General features: G+C 68.2%; 17 protein-coding genes. 12 read left to right on the forward strand and 5 right to left on the reverse strand.

The window, feature by feature from the left end:
- Window position 1: 1 nt before the first annotated feature.
- From miaB to dapF, 3 genes are all read left to right on the forward strand, one after another.
- Entirely contained in the window at window positions 2–1,576 is a 1,575-nt protein-coding gene (gene miaB / locus EV640_RS07400) for a tRNA (N6-isopentenyl adenosine(37)-C2)-methylthiotransferase MiaB (protein ID WP_279586513.1), read from the forward strand.
- A complete protein-coding gene (gene miaA, locus EV640_RS07405; RefSeq protein WP_084479522.1) occupies window positions 1,576–2,550 on the forward strand; it encodes a tRNA (adenosine(37)-N6)-dimethylallyltransferase MiaA in 975 nt (324 codons plus the stop codon). Before miaB ends, miaA begins: the two co-directional genes overlap by 1 nt.
- A gap of 80 nt (window positions 2,551–2,630) precedes the next feature.
- The gene (gene dapF, locus EV640_RS07410; RefSeq protein WP_036475046.1) at window positions 2,631–3,605 is read left to right on the forward strand and encodes a diaminopimelate epimerase; all 975 of its coding nucleotides are present in this window, start codon (window positions 2,631–2,633) and stop codon (window positions 3,603–3,605) included.
- Between the two features lie 74 nt (window positions 3,606–3,679).
- Here the strand turns inward: dapF and EV640_RS07415 are convergent, their stop codons facing one another.
- A complete protein-coding gene (locus tag EV640_RS07415; RefSeq protein ID WP_036475044.1) occupies window positions 3,680–4,297 on the reverse strand; it encodes a class I SAM-dependent methyltransferase in 618 nt (205 codons plus the stop codon).
- A gap of 323 nt (window positions 4,298–4,620) precedes the next feature.
- Here EV640_RS07415 and hflX point away from each other — a divergent pair, with 323 nt between their 5' ends.
- The 3 genes from hflX to EV640_RS07430 all read left to right on the forward strand — a co-directional run bounded on the left by hflX (window position 4,621) and on the right by EV640_RS07430 (window position 9,761).
- The gene (gene hflX, locus EV640_RS07420) at window positions 4,621–6,246 is read left to right on the forward strand and encodes a GTPase HflX (protein ID WP_036475041.1); all 1,626 of its coding nucleotides are present in this window, start codon (window positions 4,621–4,623) and stop codon (window positions 6,244–6,246) included.
- A 2-nt stretch (window positions 6,247–6,248) separates the two neighbouring features.
- Entirely contained in the window at window positions 6,249–8,276 is a 2,028-nt protein-coding gene (locus tag EV640_RS07425; RefSeq protein ID WP_279586514.1) for an ATP-dependent DNA helicase, read from the forward strand.
- A 243-nt stretch (window positions 8,277–8,519) separates the two neighbouring features.
- Complete coding sequence (locus tag EV640_RS07430; RefSeq protein WP_166645886.1) at window positions 8,520–9,761, forward strand: CapA family protein; 1,242 nt, start codon at window positions 8,520–8,522, stop codon at window positions 9,759–9,761.
- Window positions 9,762–9,823: 62 nt separating this feature from the next.
- On the opposite strand, the gene lexA is transcribed toward EV640_RS07430, so the two are convergent.
- Window positions 9,824–10,537: a transcriptional repressor LexA gene (gene lexA / locus EV640_RS07435; protein ID WP_036475037.1), complete on the reverse strand. Its 714-nt coding sequence runs from the start codon at window positions 10,535–10,537 to the stop codon at window positions 9,824–9,826.
- Between the two features lie 321 nt (window positions 10,538–10,858).
- Here lexA and EV640_RS07440 point away from each other — a divergent pair, with 321 nt between their 5' ends.
- From EV640_RS07440 to EV640_RS07465, 6 genes are all read left to right on the forward strand, one after another.
- Entirely contained in the window at window positions 10,859–11,224 is a 366-nt protein-coding gene (locus tag EV640_RS07440; protein ID WP_036475034.1) for a LysM peptidoglycan-binding domain-containing protein, read from the forward strand.
- Window positions 11,225–11,277: 53 nt separating this feature from the next.
- Window positions 11,278–12,417, forward strand: coding sequence for a histidinol-phosphate transaminase (locus EV640_RS07445; RefSeq protein WP_036475031.1), 1,140 nt, complete (start codon window positions 11,278–11,280; stop codon window positions 12,415–12,417).
- A gap of 38 nt (window positions 12,418–12,455) precedes the next feature.
- Complete coding sequence (gene hisB / locus EV640_RS07450; RefSeq protein ID WP_133726170.1) at window positions 12,456–13,073, forward strand: imidazoleglycerol-phosphate dehydratase HisB; 618 nt, start codon at window positions 12,456–12,458, stop codon at window positions 13,071–13,073.
- On the forward strand, window positions 13,070–13,711 hold the full coding sequence (hisH, locus tag EV640_RS07455; RefSeq protein ID WP_036475026.1) for an imidazole glycerol phosphate synthase subunit HisH: 642 nt from the start codon (window positions 13,070–13,072) through the stop codon (window positions 13,709–13,711). Before hisB ends, hisH begins: the two co-directional genes overlap by 4 nt.
- Window positions 13,712–13,811: 100 nt before the next feature.
- Window positions 13,812–14,573, forward strand: coding sequence for a bifunctional 1-(5-phosphoribosyl)-5-((5-phosphoribosylamino)methylideneamino)imidazole-4-carboxamide isomerase/phosphoribosylanthranilate isomerase PriA (gene priA / locus EV640_RS07460; RefSeq protein ID WP_036475023.1), 762 nt, complete (start codon window positions 13,812–13,814; stop codon window positions 14,571–14,573).
- Window positions 14,570–15,469, forward strand: a complete 900-nt coding sequence (locus EV640_RS07465) for an SseB family protein (RefSeq protein ID WP_036475021.1) — start codon at window positions 14,570–14,572, stop codon at window positions 15,467–15,469. The genes priA and EV640_RS07465 overlap by 4 nt, the downstream gene beginning before the upstream one ends.
- Before the next feature lie 54 nt (window positions 15,470–15,523).
- Here the strand turns inward: EV640_RS07465 and EV640_RS07470 are convergent, their stop codons facing one another.
- The 3 genes from EV640_RS07470 to EV640_RS07480 form a co-directional block, all read right to left on the reverse strand.
- Window positions 15,524–16,108, reverse strand: coding sequence for a MarR family winged helix-turn-helix transcriptional regulator (locus EV640_RS07470; RefSeq protein ID WP_235181005.1), 585 nt, complete (start codon window positions 16,106–16,108; stop codon window positions 15,524–15,526).
- A gap of 55 nt (window positions 16,109–16,163) precedes the next feature.
- Window positions 16,164–16,844, reverse strand: coding sequence for a PepSY domain-containing protein (locus EV640_RS07475; protein WP_036475018.1), 681 nt, complete (start codon window positions 16,842–16,844; stop codon window positions 16,164–16,166).
- A 327-nt stretch (window positions 16,845–17,171) separates the two neighbouring features.
- Complete coding sequence (locus EV640_RS07480) at window positions 17,172–21,146, reverse strand: FtsK/SpoIIIE domain-containing protein (RefSeq protein ID WP_133726171.1); 3,975 nt, start codon at window positions 21,144–21,146, stop codon at window positions 17,172–17,174.
- Window positions 21,147–21,157: the final 11 nt, after the last annotated feature.

A 21,157-nucleotide genomic window follows, 5' to 3' on the forward strand; every position in this document is an offset into this window, starting at 1 on the left:
AATGAGTGATGCACTGATGGACCGCGCCGAGACCACCGCAGCAGATCCCGACCGAGTCGAGGCCTCTGCCGCAGACGCGCATCCGGCGACGACGCGCCGACGCACCTACGAGGTGCGCACCTTCGGGTGTCAGATGAACGTGCATGACTCCGAGCGGATGTCCGGGCTTCTCGAGGATGCCGGCTACGGCCCCGCGCAACCGGGCGCCACTGCGGACCTGGTGGTTTTCAACACCTGCGCAGTGCGCGAGAACGCGGACAACAAGCTCTACGGACATCTCGGGATGCTCCGCCAGACCAAGGCCGAGCACGAGGGCATGCAGATCGCCGTCGGCGGCTGTCTGGCACAGAAGGACCAGGAGACCGTCCAGAAGAAGGCTCCCTGGGTCGATGTCGTCTTCGGCACCCACAACATCGGTTCGCTGCCCACGCTGCTGGAACGCTCCCGTCACAACGCCGAGGCCGAGATCGAGATCCTTGAAGCCCTTGAGACCTTCCCCTCGACCCTGCCGACCAAACGCGAGTCCGTGCACTCCGGCTGGGTGTCCATCTCCGTGGGTTGCAACAACACCTGCACGTTCTGCATCGTGCCGGCGCTGCGCGGGAAGGAACGCGACCGTCGCCCCGGAGAGATCCTGGCAGAGGTCCGCGCGCTCGTCGCCGACGGTGCCGTGGAGGTCACGCTGCTGGGCCAGAACGTGAACACCTACGGCGTAGAATTCGGCGACCGCGGTGCCTTCGCGAAGCTGCTGCGCGCCTGCGGAGAGATCGAAGGACTCGAACGTGTCCGGTTCACCAGCCCCCACCCGGCGTCGTTCACCGATGACGTCATCCACGCCATGGCCGAAACCCCCAACGTCATGCCCCAGCTGCACATGCCGCTGCAGTCCGGTTCGGACAAGGTCCTCAAGGACATGCGCCGCTCCTACCGATCCAAGAAGTTCCTCGGGATCCTGGAGAAGGTGCGCGAGTCCATGCCGGAGGCCGCGGTGACCACCGACATCATCGTCGGGTTCCCGGGGGAGACCGAGGCTGACTTCGCTGACACCATGCGGGTGGTGGAGGCGTCCCGTTTCGCCTCGGCCTACACCTTCCAGTACTCACCCCGCCCCGGCACTCCGGCAGCCACCATGGAGGATCAGATCCCCAAGGCGGTCGTGCAGGAACGCTTCGAACGCCTGTGCGCCCTGCAGGACCGCATCGGGGCCGAAGAGAACGCCAAGCTCGTCGGCAGCTCCCAGGAGCTGCTGGTCACTGCCGACGCCGGGACGAGATCCCGCGAGACCGGACGGCTCAGCGGGCGGTCGCGGGACAACCGGCTGGTGCATTTCACCGTGCCCGCCGGGGCCAGCTCCCCGCGTCCCGGGGACTTCGTCACGGTCACCATCACCGAGGCCGCCGGGTTCCACCTGCTCGCGGATCCGGCAGGGCCGGGAGACTACCGACTTCGCCGCTCACCCGCCGGCGAGGCCTGGGACCGCTGGCAGGCGGACTCCTGCGGAGTGGGCACCACGCAGGTGGGCGGACCCACCCCGGCAGTCTCCCTCGGCATGCCGACCTTGCGTCCCGCCTCCTGATGCGTGCTGATGAGCTCTCGCCGCTGAGCACCACCACGGAGGCCCCTGTAGCCGCAGCGCCCACGGCCCCGCTGATCGTCCTGGTCGGCCCCACCGCCTCCGGAAAATCCGCCCTAGGCATCGAGCTGGCAGAGCGCCTCGACGGAGAGATCATCAACGCGGATTCCATGCAGCTCTACCAGGGGATGGACATCGGCACCGCCAAGGTCACGCCGGACGAGGCTGGGGCCGTGCCGCACCACCTGTTCGATGTCCTCGACGTGACTCGGGAGGCTTCGGTCGCGGACTTCCAAGAGCAGGCGCGCCGGGTCATCGGTGAGATCAGGGCCCGCGGCAAGACCCCGATCATGGTCGGAGGCTCGGGGCTCTACGTGCGCGCCGTGATCGACGTCATCGAATTCCCGCCCACCGACCCAGAGCTGCGCAGCCGCCTGACCCGGCGACTCGAGGAGCAGGGTGCTGCGCCTCTGCGCCTGGAGCTGCGCGAGCTGGACCCTGAATCCGCCGCTGTCATCAAGGATGACCGTCGCCTGATCCGCGCCCTGGAGGTCGTGCTGCTCACCGGGCGCACCTTCTCCTCCTTCATGCCGCAGCGAATCCACGAGCCCAGCCTGGAACCGGTGGTGCAGCTCGGACTCGACGTGGACCGGTCCCTGCTGCACCAGCGCATCGCCCACCGGGTGCAACGCATGGAAGAACAAGGCCTGCTCGAGGAGGTGCGCCGGCTCGACGACGCCGGGCTGCGCCGCGGACGCACCGCACCTCGGGCCATCGGATACCAGCAGTTCCTTCAGGTCCTCGACGACGAGCTCAGCCTGGCCGAGGCCATCGAATCCACCACGACCGCCACGCGCAAGTTCGCCCGCCGGCAAGAGACCTGGTTCCGCGCCGACCCCCGCGTGACCTGGCTGCCCGCGCCCTCCGAAGACCTCTGCGGGCAGGCCCTGGAAGCGATACGGCGCGCCCAGCGTTGAACACCTCAGCAGCAAGCACCCGTCCAAGCAGCACAGAATCCCAGCAGCAGCGCACCGACGCAGCAACGAAGGAGAACCGCGTGGCCCATCACCTCACCGGCCTGGAGGCCCTGCGCGGCACCGCAGTCACCAAGGCCCACGCCACCGGCAATGACTTCGTCATGATCGCGGACCCCGCGGGGGAGCAGACGCTGGAAGCACACCAGGTCGCCGCGCTCTGCGACCGGCACCTCGGCATCGGCGGCGACGGGCTCATCCGGGCAGTGCCCGCGCATCGGGTCGCCGGCGACGCCGTGGTCTCCCGGCTGCTCGCCGAGGCCCCCGAGCTGAGCAGCACCGACGAGGCGCCGTTGTGGTTCATGGACTACCGGAACTCCGACGGCTCGGTGTCCGAGATGTGCGGCAACGGCGTGCGCGCCTTCGCACACTTCCTGATCCATCAAGACCTGGTGCAGCTCCTCGAGGGTCAGCAGCTGCCGGTCCTGACCCGGGCCGGGCTGCGCAGCGTGCGCAAGGTGCCCGAAGGCTACGCGATCGGCATGGGCGTGTGGTCCTTCCTTGACCCCGAGCAGGCCGCCACCAATGCCTCTGACGCCCTGGTGATCGCCGCCGGGCTCGAGGAGCCCCGGCCGGCCCTGAGCATCTCGATGGGCAATCCGCACACCGTCGTCGCCCTTGGTGACGAGACGACGCTGAAGGACCTGAACCTCCACGAGGCGCCCAAGGTGGATCCGCTTCCACCCGCGGGGACCAACGTGGAGTTCGTGGTCCCCGCCGAACCGCTGGTCACGCAGGATGCGGACGGTCAGGCCGTGGGTCGGGTGCGTATGCGCGTGCACGAACGCGGGGTCGGGGAGACCATGTCCTGTGGGACCGGCGCCTGCGCCGCGGCCGCTGCGGTACGGGTCTGGGCCGCAGATGACACGGTCAACCTCTGGAGGGTCGACGTCCCCGGCGGACAGGTGACGGTCCGATTCACCGCCCGTGAGGACGGGGCCGAGGATGTGGAGCTGTCAGGACCAGCTCAGCTGGTGCTCACCGGGACCCTCGCCTGAACAGCCGCGCCTCCCGCTCACCAGATCTGTGAACTGCCGCCCCCGCAAGGACGATGAGCCGGCAGGCCCTGCGCTCAGCTGCGGGTGATCCGCAGCAGCCGGAAGCCCTTTGCAGTCTCGGCACGCCCGCTCCGGAACTCTCCGGCGACGCCGGCGAGCATCGTGGTGATCCAGGACAGCAGAGAGTCAGCGCCGAGGTTCTTCTGGACCACCAGCCAGGCCTCGCCCCCGGGGCTCAGCCGCGGCAGCCAGTGCTCCAAGATCCCGTGAAGCACCTCCTTGCCCACACGGATCGGAGGATTGGACCAGATGGTGTCGAATTCGATGTCCTGAGGCACCTCCTCGGGTGCCAGCACGCGCAGGTTGCTCAGGCCCAGCGCCGCCGCGTTCTCCGCACACAGGATGCGGGAACGTTCATTGACGTCCACCGCCCAGACCGTGGCTTCTGGTGAGCGCATCGCAAGAGTCAGCGCCAACGGACCCCAGCCACACCCGATGTCGAGCAGGTGGCCCTGGGTGGCCGGATCTGGAGCGTGCTTGAGCAGCACGGCCGTGCCCTTGTCCACACCATCGGGGGAGAAGATCCCCCCGGCGGTGGACACGGAGACCTCGCTGCCGCCCAGGGTGACGCTCATGGACCGGCGGGTGAAGGGACCCTCGGGGGAGGCGGAGAAATAATGCTGGGAGTTCACAGGGTGAATCGTAGTAGACTCCTCGTCATGTGGATTCACCTGACGTACTCCCGCCCGCGCGGTTGAGTCACCCCTTCGCCATCTGGCCGGCTCGCTGAGTCGGCAGTGCCGTTCCACGCCGACGCCGCGCGTCCGCCGGACTGCGCCATCTCGGATCCCTCCTGCGGATCCGGGTACTGGCCGAACGGACACCATCCACACCCCTGAACAAGCCCCGCCCGATCTCCACAGCCGCCCCACACACTTAACCGTGTCCAGGGTCGAACGTAGGATGGAGATCCACGACGGGCAGGGCCAGCCCGAAAACTGGTCCTAAGGAGATCATGACCAAGCAGAAGCACACGCCCGCACCCTCAGGGGAGACCCCCGAGGACGCCACGACGCCGACCGCCGAACAGTCCTCCGTCGATGCGACCATCGAACGGATCCTCGCGGCTGATCGCGCACGCGAAGACGCGCCGAAACGGACCACCCGATTCGAGGCTGACTCGAGCTTCAAACGTCGCGGCATCCTGGGTGAACAGGCCCGCGAAATCGCCGGTGAGACCGCGCACTCCGAGTCCGACGGCGAGCAGTTCGAGCTCATGGAACGTCGCTCGCTGCGCCGAGTCGATGGGCTCTCCACCGAGCTCGAGGACGTCTCCGAAGTCGAATACCGGCAGCTGCGCCTGGAGCGCGTGGTGCTCGCCGGGCTCTGGGGCGAGGGCACCGTCGCCGAGGCAGAGTATTCGCTGCGCGAGCTCTCCGCCCTTGCTGAGACCGCGGGCTCCACGGTGCTCGACGGCTTCCTGCAGCGCCGAGCCAAGCCCGATCCAGGCACCTTCTTCGGCTCCGGCAAGGCCGAAGAGATCCGCGTGGCCGTGGCTGATCTCGGTGCCGACACCGTCGTGGTGGACTCCGAGCTCGCCCCCTCCCAGCGCCGTGGCCTGGAGGACATCGTCAAGGTCAAGGTCATTGACCGCACCGGGCTGATCCTGGACATCTTCGCCCAGCACGCGAAGTCTCGTGAGGGCAAGGCCCAGGTGGAGCTGGCTCAGATGGAGTACATGCTTCCTCGGCTGCGCGGCTGGGGCGAATCGCTCTCCCGGCAGGCCGGCGGCCAGGTCGGCGGCGCGAGCGCCGGCATCGGGTCCCGCGGTCCAGGTGAGACCAAGATCGAGCTCGATCGGCGCCGGATCAACGCGCGCATGGCGAAGCTGCGCAAGGACATCGCGGCCATGAAGCCGGCCCGCGATGCCAAGCGGGCCAACCGCAAGCGCAACGCCGTGCCCTCCGTCGCGATCGCCGGGTACACCAACGCGGGCAAGTCCTCGCTGTTGAACCGGCTCACCGACGCCGGGGTCCTGGTGGAGAACGCCCTGTTCGCCACCCTGGACCCCACCACCCGCAAAGCGGTCACCCCCGATGGGATCGGCTACACGCTCTCAGACACCGTCGGCTTCGTCCGGCAGCTGCCCACGCAGCTGATCGAAGCCTTCCGCTCGACCTTGGAGGAGGTCGCTGATGCCGACCTCATCCTGCACGTGGTCGATGCGTCCCATCCCGAGCCCGAGAGCCAGATCAGCGCGGTCCGCACCGTGCTCGCCGAAGTGGACGCCCATGAGGTCGATGAGGTCATCGTGCTGAACAAGGCCGACGTCGCCGACTGGGACGTGGTGGAACGAATTCGTCGTCGTGAACCGCACACCATCGTGGTCTCGGCCCACTCCGGGGAGGGGATCGAGGAGCTGCGTGAACTGATCAGCAGCTCCATCCCGCGGCCCAGCGTCCCACTGGAGCTGATGGTGCCCTACGCCCAGGGCGACATCGTCTCCCGGCTCCACGCCGAGGACGCCGAGATCCTCTCCACCGAGTACCAGGAGGAGGGCACCCTGCTGAAGGTGCTGGTCCGCCGAGAACTGGTGGGAGATCTCGCCGAATTCCAGGTCAAGGCAGAGCCGACGCCTTGAGCGTGAGCACCAGCCGGTCCACGGGATACCGGGAGACCACGGACCTGCTCGAGCGCGCCGTCACCGCCATGGGCGGAGTCAAGCGCGAAGGACAGGTGACCATGGCCGAACACGTGGCCATGGCGCTGCGCAAGCGCCGTCACCTGCTGGTCCAGGCCGGCACCGGTACAGGCAAGTCCCTTGCCTACCTGGTGCCGGCGGTGGTTCACGCCCTGGACGCGGAGAAGCCGGTGCTGATCTCCACCGCCACCCTCGCGCTGCAGGCCCAGATCATGGGCCGAGACCTGCCGCGGCTGCTGGAGAACATCGCGGAACACGTGGAACGTCCGGTGGAGGTCGCCCTGGTGAAGGGCCGGGCGAACTACGCATGCAAGCACAAGATGGACGGCGGCTTTCCCGAGGACGACGACGAGCAGGCGCTCTTCGCGTTCGCCGATGAACCCACCGGCGGGGTCACCGCCTTCGAGCCCGGCTCCCAGCTGGGTAAGGAGATCGTGGCGCTGCGCGAGTGGGCCGAGGTCACCGAGACCGGCGATCGGGATGACCTGCCCCATGGGGTGACCGACCGGGCCTGGCGCCAGATCTCGGTCAACGCCGTGGACTGCATCGGACCGCGGAAATGCCCGATGGCCGCCGAGTGCTTCTCTGAGCGCGCTCGGGAGAAGGCCAAGGACGCCGACCTGGTTATCACCAACCACGCCATGCTCGCCATCGACGCCTTCGAAGGCCTCGACGTGCTGCCAGACCATGACGCCGTCATCGTCGACGAGGCCCACGAACTGGCCGACCGGGTGACCTCAGCAGTCACCGCCCAGCTCTCGGCGCAGATGATCAAGGCCGCAGCCTCCTCCGCGCGTCGGCACACCGCGATCAACGTCGAGGCGCTGCAGAGCTCCGCGGTCGCCGTGGAGGCGGCCTTCCACCGAGTCGACTCAGGTCTGCTCGCGCGGGGGCTGAATCCACAGCAGCGCGAGGCCGTCGAGCTGGCCCGCAACGCCGCGCGCACCGCGCTCTCCGACTCCAAGCCCACCGGCGACGCCGAGGCCGATCCGGGTCGCAGCACCGCCAGGTCCCGGATGCAGGCCGTGCTCGAGACCGCCAACCGGATCCTCGACTCCCCGGACACCCCCGATGTGGTCTGGCTCAACCGGCCCGGCGCCTTCGTGCCGGGACGGGGCTACCAGGAGGCTGATCTCGAGGAATCCCCGCTCATCTACGTCGCACCCACCTCGGTGGCTGGACGGCTGCGCGAAGGCCTCTTCGGGGATCGCACCGTGGTGCTGACCTCCGCCACGCTGACCATCGGCGACAGCTTCGATCCCGTGGCCGGGTCACTGGGGCTGGCGGGGGAGAAGGCTCCGGCCTGGGACGCCGTGGACGTAGGAAGCCCCTTCGACTATCCCAAGCAAGGCGTGCTCTACGTCGCCAAGCACCTCCCGCCGCCGTCGATGAAGACCGCACAGGCCCAGCGGGACGAGCTGGCCGGCCTCATCGAAGCCTCGAAGGGTGCGACCCTGGCGCTGTTCTCCTCCCGACGTGCAGCGGAGGAGGCGGCCGAGGACCTGCGCCAGCGTCTGGACCTCCCGATCCTCTGCCAGGGGGATTCCACCATGTCCTCACTGGTGCGCGCCTTCGCCGAGGATGAGGAGACCTGCTTATTCGGCACCATGAGCCTGTGGCAGGGCGTGGATGTGCCCGGACGCTCCTGCCGGCTGGTGGCCATCGACCGGATCCCGTTCCCGCGCCCGGACGACCCGCTGGTCAGCGCGCGCAGCCAGGAGGTCACTCGGCATGGCGGCAACGGGTTCATGCAGGTCGCCGCCACCCATGCCGCCACCCGACTGGCCCAGGGCGCCGGACGACTGATCCGCACCTCCCAGGACAAGGGGGTGCTGGCGATCCTTGACTCACGCCTGGCCAACGCGCGCTACGGCGGCTTCCTGAAACAGTCGATGCCAGATTTCTGGCCCACCGTCAACGGGGACCTGGCCCGCGGGGCGTTGGCCCGGCTCGCCGAGCTGGACAGCTAGCCGGACCGGGGCGCCGAGGCGGGTGCCGCCGATGGCACAGCGCCTGCTTGATGGGACCGCGGAATTCGGATCGATCCAGCACGATGGTTGGCCACGGGAGGCTGGTAGACGATGACAGATTCCACAGGCACAAGAGGCCCAGCAGGCCTAAGGTGCCCAGCGGGCCCGAGAGGCCCGAGGTGCCCCCGCACCGCGGTCGCCTTCGGGCTGTTTGCGGCAGCGTTCATCCTGGCCGGCTGCGGTGTGGGCGTTGATGACGACGACGCCGGCTCAGCCTCGGCTAAGATTTCGAACCCCCAGCGACCTGGCACCGAGAACGAGGAAACCGACCCGAGGGAGGCTGACGGAACTCCCGCGGAGACTGCCGAGCCGTCCACGGAGGAGTTCACCATCGCCGGTACCGGGGACGTGCTCCTCCACGGCCCGGTGCTCGATCAGGCGGCTGTCCTCGCCGATGACGCGGAGTATTCCTTCGCGCCGCTGATGCGAGGTGTTGAAGGCCTCATCGGGGGCGCGGACCTCGCGTTGTGTGGACTGGAGAGCCCGATCGCTCCCGAAGGCGTGGAGCCGGCCGGATACCCGGTGTTCGCCGCACCGCCGGAGATCGCCGCGGACCTCGGCGAGGTCGGCTTCCACGGCTGCTCCACGGCGAACAACCACTCCTTCGACCAGGGCCGCGCCGGGCAGGAGCGCACGCTTGACGTCTTTGATGACGCGGGCCTGGGCCATGCGGGAACGGCACGCACCGAGGCCGAGGCGGACCAGCCTCAGCTCTACACCCTGGAGCGCGGCGGACGCGAGGTGACCGTGGCGCACCTGGCCACCACCATGTTGCACAATCAGTCCGCCCCGCCGCCGGAGGACGAGAGGTGGCGGGTCGCGGATGTCTCGGCCGAGGAGCTCACCGACCAGGCAGCCCAGGCGCGGGCGGACGGCGCCGACGTCGTGGTCGCCTCCGTGCACTGGGGCGAGGAGTATGCCCATCATCCGGCCCAGGAACAGCGGGCCTACGGGGAGCAGCTGGCAGCCGGTGGTGAGGTCGACGTGGTGTTCGGCAGCCATTCACATACGCCTCAACCAGTCGAGCGTCTCGAGGGCGGCCCTACGGATGAGGGCATGTGGGTGGTGTGGTCGATGGGGAACTTCCTGTCCAATCAGGACGAGGCCTGCTGCATTCCGGAGACCGCCAGCGGGACCGTGGTCTACGCCACGGTAGAGGTCAGCGAGGAAGCTGCGCGGGTCAGCGCCCTTGATTGGCTGCCCGTCACGGTGGACCGAGGCCCCACCGATGAGGAGCCGCACCGGGGAATCTGGCCGCTGCTCGACCTCACGCAGGGGAAGACTCCATCGGGCGTCGAACTGAGCCCGGCGAGGGTCGAGGACCGTTGGTCACGGATGCTTGACGTCATGACCGAGCAGCAGCTTCGTGAGGATCCACCGGCGCCCTCGGGGGACGAACCCACGGTGGTGCCACGAAGTCACTAGGGGCAGTGCAGAGACAGGACCCCGGGTAAGCGCAGAGCCGAGGCGCCGGGAGCGCGGCCGACTCAGAGGCTGCGCAGCACCGTGACGACCTTGCCCATGATGGTGGACTCGTCACCGAGGATCGGCTCGTACTGTCGGTTCTGTGGAAGCAGCCAGACGTGGCCGTCGCGGCGCTTGAGGGTCTTCACCGTGGCCTCGTCCTCGAGCAGGGCGGCAACGATGTCCCCGTTCTCCGCCGTGCTCTGCCGACGCACCACCACCCAGTCGCCCTCGAAGATCCCGGCCTCGATCATCGAGTCGCCACGGACCTGAAGCATGAACAGTTCGCCCTCGCCGGTGAGCTGGCGCGGCAGCGGCATGATGTCTTCGACCTGCTGATCGGCAAGAATCGGTCCGCCGGCCGCGATCTGGCCCACCACAGGGATCTCAGAGATCCGGCTGTCGGACTGGGTGCGGTAGCCCTGCAGATCTACCACCGAGTCGCGGGCTGCGGCCTCCTGGGCCTGGTCGCTGAGCACCGGAGTCCCGGCTGAGTCTCGCAGCACCTCCATGGCGCGCGGCCGTCCGGGCACCCGTCGGAGGTACCCCAGCTCCTGGAGTCGCGCCAGCTGGTGGGTCACCGAGGAGAGCGAGGCCAGCCCGCAGGAGTCACCGATCTCACGCATGGAGGGCGGATAGCTGCGCTGAGCCAACGATTCCTGGATGACGTCGACGATCTGACGCTGCCGATCGGTGAGTCGCGGCGCTGCCGATGAGTCCCTGGTGTTCTGCGCCATTGCTGCCTCCATTATTGTGCCGAGCGTTCTGCGTCCCACGCTGATGTCCTGCGGCCCCGGTGGAACTGGAGCCGCGCCGGGCCCGGTCGGGTCTGGCTGAACCGGGCTGGAGCTGGGCCGCATATGACCCATGTCGGCATCCATGTCAGAGCCTGCTGATGGACTGTTTCCTGTGAGATTCGCTTCGAAGATCACTTCGAACTTGGCGCTCAGGTTACTCGAAATCGTAGAGAGATTCCATTGATTCTGCGGCGAGTCTGGTCAAGTTTCGAAACTATGTGCTAGAAATAGTACACACGTTCGAATGAGAGGTTCTTTCCCATGAGTACAGCGCAGCTTGCACTTGCACCTGTCCACTCCGCACCCGCCTCGGCGGTGCACCTCACTCGCCGCGGTCGTTTCCTCCTGCTGGGTCTGCCCGCGCTGGCAGTCCTGGCAGTCGCACTCTTGGGGGCGCTCCTGCTCGCCACCTCACTGCTCAACCAGGCACAGGCGTCCTCCGGCGGGGTCCCCGGTGTGGACGCCCAGGTCGTCACCGTCGGCGCGGGGGACACGCTCTGGAGCGTGGCAGCCTCCGTGGAATCCAAGGAGCACACTCAGGTCTTGATCGGCCAGATCGCTGAGCTCAACGGCCTCGACGACTCGGAACTCACTCCGGGCCAGGAGCTGTTCGTCCCGCAGGACTGAGTCGGCCCGCAAGGCGCTCGGGTCGGTGCACGTCACCCGGCTAGAATGACCCGGTGACTTCATCCCGCTCCAGGAATCTGTCCAGACTGCCGCTGCGCGAGGAGCTCCAGGGCCAAGAGCCTTACGGAGCCCCCCAGCTGAGCGTGAAGGCGATGCTCAACGTCAATGAGACCACCTACGACGTCCCCGCCGATGTGGTCGACGCCATCGGCAAAGAGGTCCGCCTGGCAGCCGTCCAGCTCAACCGCTACCCAGACCGTGAATTCTCGGTGCTGCGGGAGAAGCTCGCCGAATATCTGAACCGAGACCTCGTCTCGGAGAGCGAGCCGGCCACACTCACGGCCGAAAACATCTGGGCCGCCAACGGCTCCAACGAGATCATGCAGCACATCCTGCAGGCCTTCGCGGGTCCGGGCCGCTCCGTGCTCTCCTTCCCGCCGACCTACTCGATGTATCCGCTCTACGCCCGCGGCACCTACAGCGAGTACATCGCCGGCACCCGCGCCGCGGACTTCACTCAGAGCCCCGCAGATGTCGCCGCGCAGATCCGTGAGCACCGCCCGAACGTCGTGATCCTGTGCTCGCCGAACAACCCCACCGGCACCGCGCTGTCCCTGGAGACCGTGGAGGCCGCCTACGCCGCGGCCGAGGAATCGGACACCATGGTGGTGGTGGATGAGGCCTACGGGGAGTTTCGCCAGTCCGGCACCGGATCGGCGCTGGCCCTGCTGCCCGGACGAGAGCGGTTGATCGTCTCCCGGACCATGAGCAAGGCGTTCGCGCTGGCCGGTGGCAGGCTCGGCTACCTGGCCGCAGCCCCCGAGGTCACCGACGCCATGCGGCTGGTCCGGCTGCCCTATCACCTCTCCGCGGTGACCCAGGCGACAGCGATCGCCGCCCTGGACCACTCGGCGACCTTGATGGCCAACGTGGAACGCATCAAGGACCAGCGCGACCGGATCGTCCGCACCTTGGAACAGATGGGGCTGCGTCCGGCACCCTCGGACGCGAACTTCGTCTTCTTCGGCGGACTCACCGATGAGAAGGCTGCCTGGCAGCACCTCCTCGAGGACGGGATCCTGGTCCGCGATGTCGGGATCCCCGGGCATCTGCGAGTGACCGCCGGAACCGAGGCGGAGACCTCCGACTTCCTGGCCTCACTGCAGCGCTTCATCACCAGCGCCACCGCGTAGACTTAGATGTTGGCGTACCCCACCACCAAGCAGGAGTTATGGGAGCAGAATTGATCTCTGGGCGCATCGCCCGGATGGAACGTGTCACCAGCGAGTCCAGCGTCAAGGTCCGGATGGACCTCGATGGCACCGGGACCTCGAACATCAGCACCGGCGTGCCGTTCTACGACCACATGCTCACGGCACTGTCCCGGCATTCGCTCATCGACCTAGACGTCGAAGCGTCGGGCGACATCCACATCGATGTGCACCACACCGTGGAGGACACCGCCATCGTGCTCGGTGAGGTGCTGCGTGTGGCGCTCGGGGACAAGCGGGGCATCCGCCGGTTCGGCAATGCCACCATCCCGCTGGACGAGGCGATCGCGCAGGCCGTGGTCGATGTCTCCGGCCGGCCCTACCTGGTGCACTCCGGGGAGCCTGAAGGTCAGCAGTATCACCTCATCGGCGGGCACTTCACCGGTTCCATGACCCGCCATGTCTTCGAGGCGATCACCTACCACTCCGGGATCTGCCTGCACATGACACTGCTCGGCGGACGCGACCCGCACCACATCGTGGAGGCCCAGTTCAAGGCCTTCGCCCGGGCCCTGCGTGAAGCCGTGGAGTCTGACCCCCGCACCGACGAGATCCCCTCCACCAAGGGCGCCCTGTGAGCGGCAGGCCCGACGTCGTCGTCCTGGACTACGGTTCAGGCAACATCCACTCCGCGGTCCGGGCCCTGGAGCGCGCCGGCGCGGAGGTCACCCTGACCAAGGACACCGACGCGGTGCTCAACGCCTCCGGACTCGTGGTGCCCGGTGTGGGCGCCTTCGCCGCGGTGATGTCTGCGCTGCGAGAGATCGACGGACCCCGCTGGATCGGACGCCGGATCGCCGGGTCCCGTCCGGTGCTCGGCATCTGTGTGGGCCACCAGGTGATGTTCGACCGCGGAGTCGAGCACGGAATTCCCGCAGAGGGCCTGGGGGAGTGGCCTGGTGAGGTCACCGCACTGCCTGAGGACGCGGTCGTCCCACACATGGGATGGAACACCGTGCGCCCTCCGGAGAACAGCGTGCTCTTCGAGGGGCTCAGGGACGAGCGGTTCTACTTCGTGCACTCCTACGCCGTGCAGTCCTGGGACTTCGATCAGTCCGTGGAGTCCATGCACCCGCCGAAGGTCACCTGGAGCCACCACGGCGCCGACTTCATCGCTGCGGTGGAGAACGGGCCGCTCTCCGCCACCCAGTTTCACCCCGAGAAGTCCGGCGACGCCGGGATGCAGCTGCTGCGCAACTGGATCCTGAGCCTCTGACCGGAGCCCTGGGGACGTGGCCTGCGGGCCCGTCGCCGGCGCATCTGATCCACCCAGACACACCTTCCGACCAGTCCCACCACCAGCCGAAAGTTGATCCATGACTGAGCCCTCCGCGACCACCGCCCCCGTTCCCGCCCTGGAGCTGCTGCCCGCCGTCGATGTGGCTGACGGTCAGGCCGTGCGACTGGTCCAGGGAGAGGCCGGCTCCGAGACCGGCTACGGCGACCCGCTGGAAGCGGCACTGAACTGGCAGCAGCAGGGCGCCGAATGGATCCACCTGGTGGACCTCGACGCTGCTTTCGGCCGCGGCGACAACCGGGACATCATGGCCCGGGTGGTCAAAGAGCTGGGCGTGAAGATCGAACTCTCCGGCGGCATCCGCGACGACGAATCCCTGGACCGCGCCCTGGAACTCGGCGCCACCCGGGTCAACCTCGGCACCGCCGCGCTGGAGGACCCGGAGTGGACTGCCCGCGCCATCGAACGCCACGGCGACGCGATCGCCGTGGGCCTGGATGTGCGCGGCGAGACCCTCGCCGCCCGCGGCTGGACCCGCGAGGGCGGCAACATCTGGGAGGTGCTGCAGCGCCTCGAGGACGCCGGCTGCCCCCGCTACGTGGTCACCGACGTCACCAAGGACGGCACCCTGCGCGGCCCCAACACCGAACTGCTCGCCCAGGTCTGCGCCAAGACGCGCAAGCCTGTGGTCGCCTCCGGCGGCATCTCCTCGCTCGAGGACGTCGCGGCGCTGGCCAAGATGGTCTCCCTCGGCGTCGAGGGTGCCATCATGGGCAAGGCGCTCTACGCCGGGAAGTTCGAGTTCCCCGAGGCGCTGAAGGTGGCCGCAGCCTCCGCATGAGCCAGGATGCCGCCAGCAAGGATCTGCCCGGACATATCGCCGCCCTGCTGCAGCGTGCATCTCGGGACGCCCAAGGTCGCCCCGCGGACTCCGCCGGGATTCCCTGGGCGGATCGCGATCTCTCAGCAGAGGGCAACCCGCTGCACACCTTCGACGGCGACGACGGCCTGGCCACGCCCGCGGTCCGCTCCGCCCGAGAGCGGCTGCTCGCCGGGGAGCTCGACGAGGCGGGATTCGTCAACGCCCTGGTCGGGCAGCGGCTCTTCGTCCCGGTCCTCGCCGAGCTGGCCGAGGAGGCCGAACCGGTCCCCGCCAGCCGGACCGGCGATGAGAACGTTCCGGTGGGGGACAAGCAGGCGGACATCACCTTGATCAGCCTCACCAGCCGCGATGGCCGCGCCACCATGCCGGTGTTCACCTCGGTGCAGGCGCTCACGGCGTGGCACGACAAGGCTCGGCCCGTGGCGGCTGAGACCGAGCGGATCATGCTCGCAACCCTTGCCGAGGGTGCTGAGCTTGCGGTCCTGGACCCCGGTGCGGAGCTCACCTTCGTGCTCCGCCGCCCCGCGGTGGAAGCCCTGGCGCAGGGAGCCCGTTGGCTGCCCTCGTATCAGGACCCCGAGCTGGCCGAAGCCCTGACGGGAGTCTTGGACCTGTGCCCCGGAGTCACCCAGCTTCAGCTGCAGCCCGGGGATGGAGTGGGGACCCGCACCGCGACCGGGGATCCGGTGACAGGAGGCGGCAGCGGACCGGAGCTGAGCATCGGCGTCGTGCTGGCGCCCGGGGCCGATGAGGTCGATGCCCGGCTGGCCCTGGCCAGCGTGCAGGCCGCCCTGGAGGATGTCCAGATGCTGCGCGAACGTGCCGACTCGGTCCAGCTTAAGCTGGTCCGCTGACCCGAGTCCGTTGGACTCCGGGGTTCGGCGCAGCCCCCGTCATGCCCCCTGAGCTCAGGCCCGGTCTGCCGCCGCGACGGTGTCCTTGATCTGCTCGCAGATCTGCCGCAGCGTATCCGCCTCGGCGTCGTCCAGGGCCGGGTGGAAGAGCTGCTTGATATGCGTCGCATGCAGCCGGGAGGCCTGTTCGAAGACGCGGTGGCCCTCTGCTGTGAGCTGGGCGGTCATGCCGCGCCGATCCTCGGCGTCGGCGAACCGGTCGATCAAGCCGCGCTTCTGCAGCGACTTGACCTGGTAGGAGAGCCGAGAGGGCGAGAAGACCATGCCTTCGGCGAGTTCCCCCATACGGAGCTGGTGGTCCTCCGCCTCGGCCAGGAGCAGCATCAGGTTGTAGTCGCTGAGCCGCAGCCCGGTGCTGGTGTGCAGCCGCTTCTCCATGCGGTCGCTGATGATCGCGGAGGTCTCGAAGAAGGACCGCCAGGCGCGGGCCTTGGGAGAGAACCCGGTGAGGTCTTGCCGGCTCCGCGGATCCTCGGTACCTGCGGTGCTCTCGACGGCCTCGGCGGTCGCCTCCTCGGGTGCGCGCAGCCCGGACGCGTCCCCGGCGTCACCGGTGGTGTCACTGTGGCCTGCCGTCACGACGCCACCTCTTCCCTGCCCTCGTCAGCTGTTACTGCAATCAGCTCATCCTATGTCAGTCGTCACCGTTCGCGACCTCGCCGGTAGCCACGTCCACGTAGACCTCGGTGCCGTTGTCGAGCTCGACCTCCCAGGTCACCGCGCCGTTCTCGTCATCGAGATCGGCCTGTTCCGGGGTCCCGCCACCTTCTTCCGCGGCGGTGCGCAGGGCATCGGCGAACTCGATCTCGACCGCGTCTGCATTGCGCTGATCATCGGAGTCGACGTCGTCCTCCTGGGTGTTGCTGATCTCGAAGCTCTCCCGGTCAACATCAAGCTCCCACTCGGAGCCCCCGTCGAGGATCGTGAACTCGTAGTAGCTGGACTCGGTGTCGAAATCCAGCACGACGGCCTCGGGGTACTCCTGCTCCACGGCATCCACTGCCTGGTACAACGGGTCATCACCCTCGGCGTCGGAATCATCAGCCTGGGGATCATCGGTCTCGGTGGCCTCGGCTTCCGGGGATCCGGTGGCGTCCTCGGTAGGTTCGCCGTCTGGGGTCGCGTCCTCGGAGGCTTCGTCGGTGGTTTCCTCGGTGGCCTCGGCCTCGGCCTCGACCGTTTCGGTGACCGTCGCGGTGGGCTGCGCGTCGTCGTCCTCGGGATTCAGCTCGTCGCTGGCGCAGGAGGTCAGGGCCAGGGCCGAGACGGCGGCCACGGAGAGCAGTGCGGAGGAGTTGTTCCAACGGGAGATCATCGCGGTGTCCTTCGTTTGGGGCCTGGAAAGTCTTGACCACCCAGTGATAGCCGCACTACCTGCGCAAACGCTGAAAATGGCGCCTACCTCGGAGCCTGCTCGACGCCGGAGTCGAGCCGTGGGCGGGCCCGGCGTCGGATCCTTCGGCGGATTCTACGATCCGTCCCTACCGGCTGTCCCGCTTTGCCCCAAGGAGTTGGCCCATGCCGGAGCGGTCGTGGCGCTGCGGAAGGGCGTGGCACATCTGCCCCGCGCCGGTCATCCGCGGTGAGTCTGCGAATCCGGCTCGCCTACGCGCCAGGCAGATTCGCCCGGTTGGGGCGGACTTCAAGGCAGCCCCCGGTGCCGCCACCACTGAATGATCCGGGGCTTCTCGGAACCGATCCAGACTGCCCGACCTGGCGTGAGTCGGGTCAGGATCGGGATCGAGATCCCGAACGCGTCGCCCTGTGAGCGGCTCAGCGGGCTGAGCACGAAGTTCGCGGAGCCGGTTCGGGCCCGGTAGCCCCACGGAAGCTGGCGGAAGACATTCATGCTGGGCTGCGCCGTGGCCAGAACCCTCCCTCCCGATTCGAGCCACGCCTCGATGTTCCGATGCTGCTCGGGAGTGCACTGATCGGCGTCGTCGACCAGGAGCAGATCAGCGGCCTCGGCGTCGACGTCATCCTGATCGCCGGACGGAGAGAGCTCTGCGATCGTTAGACACCGGCGCTGGGCCGCCACCACGTGCAACGCGTTGGTCTCTCCGCTCCGCGACGTGCCGAGCAACAGTCCGACCTGCCAGGAGTGGTCCTCCAACCGGGCGTGCAAGTGGGTGAACTGGCTCAGACCCAGCACCAGCGCCCCCGAGTCCGGTTCCAGCGCCGGGAGATCCACCGATTCCGGCAAAGGATGCACCCTGAGCAAGGATCTGCTCACCGGTGGGATCACCTCGGTCGCTGAGCTCCCAGGTGGCTGTTCCAGCGTGCCGGTCACCAGCTGGAGGGTCAGCCCCGGGGCTGGCACGTCAGCGGTGATCAGAACTCCGCGGCCGGACAGTCGATCGGTCACCCGCAGCTTCGGCCAGAGATGCCGGACATCCTCAGAAGCGCCGTAGGGCAGGTAGATCCTGCGGGGGAGTCGCGAACCCAGCCTGCCCAGTGCGAGTTCGCGACCGCCCGCAATCACGACGCTGAGGCCGTAGCCCATGCCCTCGCTGATGAGCGCGCCCAGATCGTAGTCAAGATCCCCGCCACCCGCTGTCTGGGCCGACCCGTGCCACCGCGAGTGCCCAGTCAGGACGAGGACCAGCGGGAAGCGTTCCCGCGAGGGGTCGACTCGCCGTCCCACCACGAGCCGGTGCAGTTCGCTCACGAGATGGCCCGCCTCCTGCGGGTGATCCGTAGTGACCCAGGAACCTACTCGTGAGTGTGACCGGAACCCTTGAAGCGAATGGTCGCCATCCAGGAGGTAGATGTGGACCGGCTCTGGGCGCGCCAGGAGCTGGCGGACCAGTGACTCCACGCATGCGGTGCCGCCAGAACCTGCCTCGCCGAGCAGCGCTGTGCCCTCACCGGCATTCAGATCGAGGTGGAGCAGGCGTTGTGTCTGCTGAGCCGGGTCGTCGAGGAGACCCAAGAGGATCTCCTGGGCCGGAAGCGGCGCTCGCAGGAGCTCGGGCAGGGGTGGGAGCAGCGGAGTGTGCGGTCGCCGGACCTGCCTCCGACGGATATGCGCGTCCAGCGCCTCCACCAGCTGCCGGGTGGTCTCCCGCCAACCTGCCCCTGCCGGCCGGGGCGCCCGCTCAGGTCGCGCGGTGAGCTTCGCGGAGCGCTCGCGCAGCTGCACGGCGTGAAACGGCACCGGTGACTCTCCGGGGCGTTGGATGACGCCGCGCCCTGGCAGCCGCCGGGGGATGCGTGCCGGCTCAGTGGTTCCCACCAGTTCGCGCGCCTCGTCGTCGCTGCGCAGCCGCAGACAGATGATGGTCCCGATGTTGGCACGGATGTCTGCCGTGACCACTCCCTGTGGGCGTTGGGTGGTGAGGATCAGATGCAGGCCCAGGGAGCGACCAAGGGTAGCCAGGCGCAGGAGCTCGTCCATCGCCGCTGGAAGTTCCTGCGTGAAGATGCGGAACTCGTCGAAGACCACCAGAATGCGAGCCAAGGGTCGGTCAGGCCGGAAGCGGCGAAAATCTGCGTAGTCTGTGGCGCCGGACTCGAGGAACATCCGTTCCCGCCGGGTGAGTTCCGAACGGACGCCTTCCAGTGCGCGATCGGCCTGAGCCTGGGTGAGGTCTGTGACCAGACTCAAGGTGTGTTCCAGTCGCGCCAGGTGCTGGAAGCTGGACCCGCCCTTGAAGTCGAAGAGCAGGAAGTTCAGCTCGCTGGGGTCGTACCTTGACGCCCAGCCGAGCAACATCGACTTCAGCAGTTCGGACTTGCCGGCCCCCGTCGTTCCGGCGAGCAGGATATGCGGGCCGTCTTCCACCAGGTCCAACAACTCCTCGCCCGCGGCCCCGCGGCCCAACAGCGTCTCCAGCCGCAGGTGCGCGCTGCCGGCCATCAACGGTTCAGGCAACGCGGCGGTGCACTGTGTGGGGACTTCGGTCTCCGCAGCTGCCCCCGCGATCCTGGGCAGCCCCAGTCTGAGGTGGTCATGGAGCGTCCGTCGGGACAACCCATCAGGCACCAGCCCGGTCGCGACCCTCCGTGCAGCGCCTGCCTCGACCCGGTGGATCTGCCCCGACTCTAGGTCCACCTGCCAGCCGTCGGCAGTCGTTGGTGCGGGCGCCTGCTGTTCCGAGGGTCGACTCGTGGGTTCATGGGCCCGCGCGGGCAGGGCCGGGGAGATCACGTGCCACCCGGCGTCGAGTGCGGCCCGGGTATGTACCGGGTCAAGCTGCGTCGGACTGATCAGCACCGGTGCGGACTCCGCAGCGGGCCTGAGCTGTCGCCTGGTCAGCGTGGTGTGAAGGCTGTTCCGCGGCACCACGCTCACGTGGGTGTAGTCGCGCAGCTCAGCGACACAGAGGAGGTCCGCCGACTGGGCTCCGTCGATCTCGTCGGGACCTGTTGCGAGCACCACCTGGGGCGCGGTGCCGAAGTGGTGGGTCAGCTGGGCCAGAATCCATCGCAGGACGCTGAGCTGCTCTCGGGAGGGGCCCAAGAGCGCAGTGCATTCCGACCCGCGAAGCGTCAGGGCCGTTGCTGTGGAGACCGAGAGCTCGGGCAGATCGACCAACGCGTCGGCATCACCCGGGCCCTGCAGTTCAGCATCGATCCTCGCTTCGCCCACGGTCACCACGACGCCGCCGTCCTCAGCGCAGGTGAGCGAATTCCGTGGGTGGGACCGCGCTCGCAGTGCCCTGATGGCGGCTCCAGGAGGGGCCAGAAGATCTCGGCGCTGGCGGCCCCATTCGGAGGAGCCCGCCCGGACGGCACGGCGGAACCGGCGGCGGTGCCGGTGCGCCACCAGGAGTGTGACCACGGCGATGAGGGCGGAGGCGGCGCTGAACAGCAGGAAGATCCACATGCCGGTGACCAGTACCAGCACGATTCCCACGATCAGCGGCGCCAGGGACATCAGCAGCATCGTGCGGTGACGTGCGGAGGGGGCCTCTTGGCAGACATGCACGGGAGGCAGGGGCCAGATCCCCGGAGGCGCCGCGGGCGGCACGTCCTGGACGAGTTCCACGCGCGACCCGCCGACGCTGACCGGCACATCGGTCCGGAGTAGCTGCGGGACTGTCCCTGGGCGGGCCAGCATCACCTGATCTGCGCTGACCTTGATTGAAGCATGGCAGGGCTCCAGACGCGGGTCGTTGATCCGGATGTCTGCCGTGCCGCGGTGCTGCGTCCCTCGGCCAAGCATGTGGACTCCCCGCGGGATGCTCACCATCCGCCCGGAGTCCGGCCCGTTGCTGATACACAGCCGCAGCGGCGGTGATGCGGGGCCGGTTCGCCGCGTCGGCCGGAATTGAGCGTGCAGCACCACGACCATGCCCTGATGTATCGAAGCGGAGTCTGCGGCATGGTCCTCCAACGGTCGGTGGTCCAGGACTGCGACCCAGGAGCGGTCGACTGCAACGTCGGAGTCCGTTGTCCCGGGGAAACCAGCAGTCCTGATGCTGCGGACCCAGGAATGCAGCGCGTCATCGATCTGCGCCCCGCAGGGAGCGGTGGCTCCTTCGAGGAGGATCCGCAGTTCATGGGCGTGCGCGCCGGCCGCGGCAAGGCGCAACAGGTTCCACAGGGACTCAGGAACTGAGCCCGGAGCGTGCACGACCGTGCAGGCCAGAGTCATCGTTGGTGCCAGGCTCATGCGGTCTCCTC

This window comes from Nesterenkonia aurantiaca (assembly GCF_004364585.1).
GTDB lineage: Bacteria > Actinomycetota > Actinomycetes > Actinomycetales > Micrococcaceae > Nesterenkonia > Nesterenkonia aurantiaca.